The organism is Herbiconiux sp. (assembly GCF_023264895.1).
Classification (GTDB): domain Bacteria; phylum Actinomycetota; class Actinomycetes; order Actinomycetales; family Microbacteriaceae; genus Herbiconiux.
Genome location: NZ_JAHFUY010000059.1, coordinates 21,763 through 28,234, shown reverse-complemented (window position 1 = coordinate 28,234; position 6,472 = coordinate 21,763). Strand labels below are relative to the sequence as shown.

4 protein-coding genes are annotated in these 6,472 nt (G+C 70.6%); all 4 read left to right on the top strand.

The window, feature by feature from the left end; all coding sequences use genetic code 11:
• A partial coding sequence (locus Q0D57_RS12005) for a glycosyl hydrolase family 8 (RefSeq protein WP_291043843.1) occupies nucleotides 1-1,900 on the top strand: 1,900 nt, incomplete at its 5' end.
• 112 nt (nucleotides 1,901-2,012) lie between these two features.
• Nucleotides 2,013-4,193, top strand: coding sequence for an RNA degradosome polyphosphate kinase (locus tag Q0D57_RS12000; RefSeq protein WP_291043840.1), 2,181 nt, complete (start codon nucleotides 2,013-2,015; stop codon nucleotides 4,191-4,193).
• Nucleotides 4,190-5,116 (top strand): NUDIX domain-containing protein, encoded by a 927-nt coding sequence (locus tag Q0D57_RS11995; protein WP_291043837.1) that lies wholly within the window; start codon nucleotides 4,190-4,192, stop codon nucleotides 5,114-5,116. The genes Q0D57_RS12000 and Q0D57_RS11995 overlap by 4 nt, the downstream gene beginning before the upstream one ends.
• Before the next feature lie 140 nt (nucleotides 5,117-5,256).
• Nucleotides 5,257-6,354, top strand: coding sequence for a phosphate ABC transporter substrate-binding protein PstS (pstS, locus tag Q0D57_RS11990; protein WP_291043834.1), 1,098 nt, complete (start codon nucleotides 5,257-5,259; stop codon nucleotides 6,352-6,354).
• The last annotated feature ends 118 nt before the right edge of the window (nucleotides 6,355-6,472 follow it).

Below are 6,472 nucleotides of genomic sequence, written 5' to 3'. Positions count from 1 at the left end.
GCCGGGCATCCGGGTGGTGTCGGAGGGGCAGGGCTACGGGATGGTGATCACGGCCCTCATGGCCGGCCACGACACCCAGGCGCGCACCGTGTTCGACGGGCTGTTCCGGTATGCCGACGCGCATCCGAGTGCGACCGATCCGAATCTCATGGCGTGGAACCAGAACGCCTCGTGCGCGAGCATCCCCGGCAACGACAGCTCGGCCACCGACGGCGACCTCGACATCGCGTTCGGCCTGCTCCTGGCCGACACCCAGTGGGGCTCGGGCGGCACGATCGACTACGCCGCCGAGGCCCTGCGCATCATCGCGGCCCTCAAGCGCAGCGCGATCAACCCACAGACCCTCCTCCCCGAGCTCGGCGACTGGGTCTCGGCCGAGAGCGGCTACCTCTACGGCACCCGCACCTCCGACCTGATGGTCGACCGCTTCACGGCGTTCGAGAACGCCACGGGCGACGTGTTCTGGGGGCAGGTGGCCCGGGCGAGCTCCGCTCTCGTCGCCGAGCTCCAGGAGACGGCCAGCCCGGGCACCGGCCTCCTCCCCGACTTCGCCGTGAACACCGACACGGCGCCCGCGCCCGCTCCGCCCCGCTACCTCGAGTCGCCCTACGACGGCGACCACAACTGGAACGCCGTGCGCACCCCCTGGCGTCTCGCCTCGAGCGCGCTCCTCGTGGGCGATGCGGCCTCCCGGGCCGCCGCCGGCCGCGTCAGCTCCTGGATCATCGAGGCCACCGACGGCCGACCGGATCGCGTGCGAGCAGGCTACGAGCTCGACGGCACCCCCCTGCAGACCTATGGCGACCTCGCCTTCACCTCCCAGTTCGGCGCCGGCGCGGTGGCCGACGCCCGCCAGCAGGGGTGGGTGGATGCGGTCTGGACGACCATCCGCACCGCCCCGGCCGCCGGCTACTACTCCGACTCCCTCGCGCTGCAGGCGATGCTGCTGATGTCGAACAACTCCTGGCTGCCCGCGCTAGAAGCACCCTCGGGCGTGCAGCGGATCGGCGGCGAGAACCGCTACGCCGTCTCGGCGGCCGTCTCGGCGAGCACGTTCGCACCGGGGGTCGCGACCGTCTACCTCGCCTCCGGGGCGGTCTTCCCCGACGCCCTCTCGGCCTCCGCGGCCGCCGGGGCGGAGGGCTCCCCCGTGCTGCTCACACCGCGCGACGCGATCCCCGCGCCCGTCACGGCCGAGCTCTCCCGGCTCGCGCCCGACCGGATCATCGTGCTCGGCGGCCCCGCCACCGTCTCCGACGCCGTCGTGGCGTCGCTCGGGACCACCGGGGCGGAGGTCGTGCGCATCGGCGGCGCCGACCGCTACGCGGTCTCGGCCGCCGTCTCCGAGCGCACCTTCGACGACGCCTCGCCCCGGGTGGCCTACGCCGCCTCCGGCCAGGTCTTCCCCGACGCCCTGTCGGGCTCCGCCGCGGCGGGCGCCGACGGCGCACCCGTGCTGCTCGTCGCCCGCGACTCCGTGCCCGCGACGATCACCGCCGAACTCGGCCGCCTCGACGCCGGCTCCCTGGTCGTGCTCGGCGGCTCGAACACCGTCTCGGCGAGCACCTTCGCGGCGCTCGACCGCGCGGCCCCGGCCACCCGCGTGGGCGGCACCGACCGCTACTCCGTCGCCGCGGCGGTCTCGGCCCGCACCTTCGCCCCTGCGCGCGTGCGCACCGTCTACGTCGCATCCGGCGCCGTCTTCCCCGACGCCCTGTCGGCCTCGGCCGCGGCGGTCGCGAACCACGCCCCGGTGCTGCTGGTCACCCGCGACTCCGTTCCGCCCGCCACCGCGGCCGAGCTCACGCGCCTCGCACCGAGCCGCATCGTCGTGCTCGGCGGCACCGCCACGGTCTCCGACGCCGTCGCCTCGAGCCTCGCCGCCTATCTCGCTCCGTAGCGGCGAGGGCGGCTAGAGCGACCAAAGCGACGAGAGCCGCGAGAGCCTCGACCGACCGCCTCTTCACCCTCCCGTTGGTTCGGGCTTCACCTGCGGGTGCCATGATGTGGGGATGGACGACGACATGATCTCGCTCGATGCCGGAGTCGTGACCGACTTCGATGACGACTACGACGAGCTGGCCGTGACCTCGGCGGGCCCCGCCCTGCCGGAGGGCCGCTACCTCGACCGGGAGCTCAGCTGGCTCGCGTTCAACACGAGGGTGCTCGAGCTCGCCGAGGATCCGACGCTGCCGGTGCTCGAGCGCGCCAACTTCCTCGCGATCTTCGCCTCGAACCTCGACGAGTTCTTCATGGTGCGGGTCGCAGGCCTCAAGCGCCGCATCCTCACCGACCTCGCGGTGCCCACCAACGTCGGCCGCCGCCCCACCGACGTGCTCGAGGACATCTCGATCAAGGCGCACGAGCTGCAGCTGCGCCACGCCCTGGCCTGGAAGAATCTGGTGTCGCCCGCCCTCGCCGAGTCCGGCATCCGGGTGATCACCTGGGACGACCTCGACGAGGCCGACCGCGAGAACCTGCACGACATCTTCTCGCAGCAGATCTTCCCGGTGCTCATGCCGCTCGCGGTCGACCCGGCGCATCCGTTCCCCTACATCTCGGGGCTCTCGCTCAACCTGTCGATCCGGGTGCGCAACTCCAAGACCGGCAAGGAGGAGTTCGCGCGCCTCAAGGTGCCCCAGGTGCTCAACCGCTTCATCCGCGTCGACACCCGTGAGACGCCCGACGAGCTGCGCTACATCGCGCTCGAAGACCTCATCTCGAGCTTCCTCGGCGACCTCTTCCCGGGCATGGAGATCGTGGAGCACCACGTCTTCCGCGTCACCCGCAACGAAGACGTGGAGGTCGAGGAGGACGAGACCGAGAACCTGCTGCAGGCGCTCGAGAAGGAGCTGCTGCGCCGCCGTTTCGGCCCGCCGATCCGCCTCGAGATCAGCGACGACATGGATCCGGTGACCCTCGAGCTGATCGTGCGCGAGCTCGACATCACCGAGCAGGAGGTCTATCGCCTGCCGTCGCCGCTGGATCTCGGCGGCCTCTTCGACCTCACGCGCATCCCCCGGCCCGACCTGAAGTACCCGAAGCACGTGCCCACCACGGCGGCAGCGCTCCTCCCGCCCGAGGCCAACGCGAAACCCGACATCTTCAAGGCCATCTCGCGCGGCGACATCCTGCTGCACCACCCCTACGAGTCGTTCGCCACGAGCGTGCAGGCGTTCCTCGAGCAGGCCGCCGCCGACCCCAACGTGCTCGCCATCAAGCAGACCCTCTACCGCACGAGCGGCGACTCCCCCATCGTGGAGGCGCTCATCGACGCGGCCGAGGCCGGCAAGCAGGTGCTCGCCCTCGTGGAGATCAAGGCGCGCTTCGACGAGCAGGCGAACATCTCCTGGGCCCGCAAGCTCGAGAAGGCCGGCGTGCACGTGGTCTACGGACTCGTGGGGCTGAAGACGCACTGCAAGCTCGCCCTCGTCATCCGCCAGGAGAAGGGCCGGCTGAAGAGCTACAGCCACATCGGCACCGGCAACTACAACCCCAAGACCTCGCGGATCTACGAGGACCTCGGGCTCCTCACCGCCGACGACCAGGTGGGCAAAGACCTGACCCGCCTGTTCAACGAGCTCTCGGGCTACGCCATCGAGAAGAAGTTCAAGCGCCTGCTCGTGGCACCGCTCCACCTCCGCAAGGGACTGCTGAAGCGCATCGCCACCGAGGCCGAGAACGCGCGGAAGGGTCTGCCCTCCGGCATCCGGATCAAGGTCAACTCGATCGTCGACGAGGCCATCATCGACGGCCTCTACCGCGCCAGCCAGGCGGGGGTGCCGGTGGAGGTCTGGGTGCGCGGCATCTGCGCGCTGAAGCCCGGGCAGGAGGGGCTGAGCGAGAACATCCAGGTGCGCTCCATCCTCGGCCGCTACCTCGAGCACTCGCGCATCTTCTCGTTCCACAACGAGGGCGACCCGCAGGTGTTCATCGGCAGCGCCGACATGATGCACCGCAACCTCGACCGCCGCGTCGAGGCGCTCGTGCGCCTCGTCGACCCGCAGCACCTGGCCGAGGTCGACGACCTCTTCACGCTCGCCATGTCGGACTCCGTCGCCTCGTGGTCGCTCGCGGCCTCGGGCGAGTGGACGCGCAACGACGTCGATCCCGACGGCGAGCCCCGCATCGACCTCCAGGACGAACTGATGCAGCGGATCAGCAAGCGCAAACGCCCCGGAACGACGCGATGACCGTCTTCGCCGCCGGAGCCGTCGTCTGGCGGATCGTCGAGGGGAAGGTCATGGTGCTCGTCATCCACCGCTCCGCGCACCGCGACGTCTCCCTGCCCAAGGGCAAGGTCGACCCGGGAGAGACGCTGCCGCAGACCGCCGTGCGCGAGATCTCGGAGGAGACCGGCCTCGCCGTGACCCTCGGGGTGCCGCTCGGCATGACGAACTACACCATGCCCAATGGCCGGGAGAAGACCGTGCACTACTGGGCGGCCGAGGCCACCGACGAAGCCGTGCGCTCCTCGACCTTCCTGCCGGGTGGCGAAGTCGCCGCGCTCGAGTGGCTCTCGGTGCGGAAGGCCTGCGAGGCGCTCACCTACGAGCGCGACGCCGAGATCGTCGAGAGGTTCCGGATGCTCGTCGACGACGGCGTGACCCGCACCTTCGCCATCATCGCGCTCAGGCACGCCAAGGCCACTCCTCCGTACCAGTTCCCGGGCTCCGACGCCGATCGCCCGCTCACGGAGCGCGGTCTGGGCGAGGCGAAGTCGATCGTGCCGAGCCTCCTGGCGTTCTCGCCCGAGAAGATCGTGACGAGCTCGGCCAAGCGCTGCCGGCAGACCGTCGAGCCCGTGGCCAAGCTGCTGCGGCTCGAGCCCAAGGTCACCGACCGCATCAGCCAGGACGCCTACGAGGACGGCACGAGCGACGTGCGCGGTCTCGTCGGCAAGCGGGTGCGGAAGCGCGTCACCACCGTGCTCTGCAGCCACGGCCCCGTGCTGCCGGACATCGTGCGCGAGGTGGCGCTGGCCACCGGCACGGCGCCCGCCGCCACCCTCTCCCGGGCGGGGGACCTGCCGGTGGCCGGTTTCTCGGTGCTTCACCTCTCTGTCGACCGGCCGGGCTCCGGCATCGTGGCGATCGAGACGCACGTCCCGCAGTAGCGCGCACCACCCCTTCACGACGGCACCCGGTTGTTCACCTTCCGTTCACCGCGGGGCGGCAGTGTCTTAAGCAACGCCGCTTAGCGTCTAGGACGGGCCCGCACCGGCTCGAACTGAAATCACTCCGAAAGGGATTCCTCGTGAAGCTCAAGCGCTATGCCGCCCCCGCGGTCATCGCCCTCACCGCCGCCCTCGCCCTGAGCGCGTGCGCCTCGAACGAAGGCGGCGCTCCCGCCGCCGAAGGAGCCGACTCCGGCTCCGCCCTCACCGGCACCCTGACCGGTATCGGCTCCTCCGCGCAGGGCTCGGCCCAGGAGGCCTGGATCGCAGCGTTCCAGACCGCCAACGACGGTGTCACCGTCAACTACGACCCCCAGGGCTCCGGCGCCGGCCGCGAGGCCTTCATCTCCGGCGCAGCCGCCTTCGCCGGCTCCGACTCCGCGCTCAACGACGAGGAGCTCGCGGGCGAATTCGGCTCCTGCGCCCCCGACACCAAGGCGATCGACCTTCCCGTCTACATCTCGCCCATCGCCGTCGTCTACAACGTCGAGGGTGTCGACGAGCTCAACATGGACGCCACGACCCTGGCGAACATCTTCAGCGGCACGATCACCACCTGGAACGACCCGGCCATCGCCGCGCTCAACCCGGAGGCAACGCTCCCCACGACCGCCATCACGGCCGTGCACCGCTCCGACGACTCGGGCACCACCAAGAACTTCACCGACTACCTCGGCAAGGTCGCTCCCGACGCCTGGGCCGAAGAGGCTTCGGACACCTTCCCCTTCCAGTCGGGTGAGGGCGCACAGGGCACCTCCGGTGTCATCCAGGCCGTCACCGGTGGCGACGGCACCATCGGCTACGCTGACGCCTCCAAGGCCGGCGACCTCGGTGTCGCCAAGATCAAGGTCGGCGAGGAGTTCGTCGAGTACACCGCCGAGGGTGCTGCCGCCGTCGTCGAGGGCTCGCCGCTCGTCGAGGGCCGCGAGGCCAACGACCTCGCCGTCAAGCTCGACCGCGAGACCACCGACCCGACGCACTACCCGCTCGTGCTCGTCTCCTACGCCATCGCGTGCCAGGAGTACGCGGACCCGGCCCAGGCCGAGCTCGTGAAGGCCTACATCAGCTACATCGCATCGGACGAGGGCCAGCAGGAGGCCGCGACCTCCGCCGGCGCCGCACCGCTCTCCGCCGACCTCGGCACGAAGGTCGCTGCCGCGATCGAGACCATCAAGTAACACCGCTCCACCCACTCTGTCCGGTTCCGTTCTCCTCGAGACACGGAACCGGACAGAGCCGGGTCAGGGCCCGCCCCGACCCACCCCCGCCCCGCACCACCCGCTCCTAGCCCGATGA

Bases quoted from the DNA above. Each gene is read 5' to 3' on its own strand.
- Q0D57_RS12000 (WP_291043840.1), top strand. From the start codon at position 2,013: ATGGACGACGACATGATCTCGCTCGATGCCGGAGTCGTGACCGACTTC.
- Q0D57_RS11995 (WP_291043837.1), top strand. From the start codon at position 4,190: ATGACCGTCTTCGCCGCCGGAGCCGTCGTCTGGCGGATCGTCGAGGGG.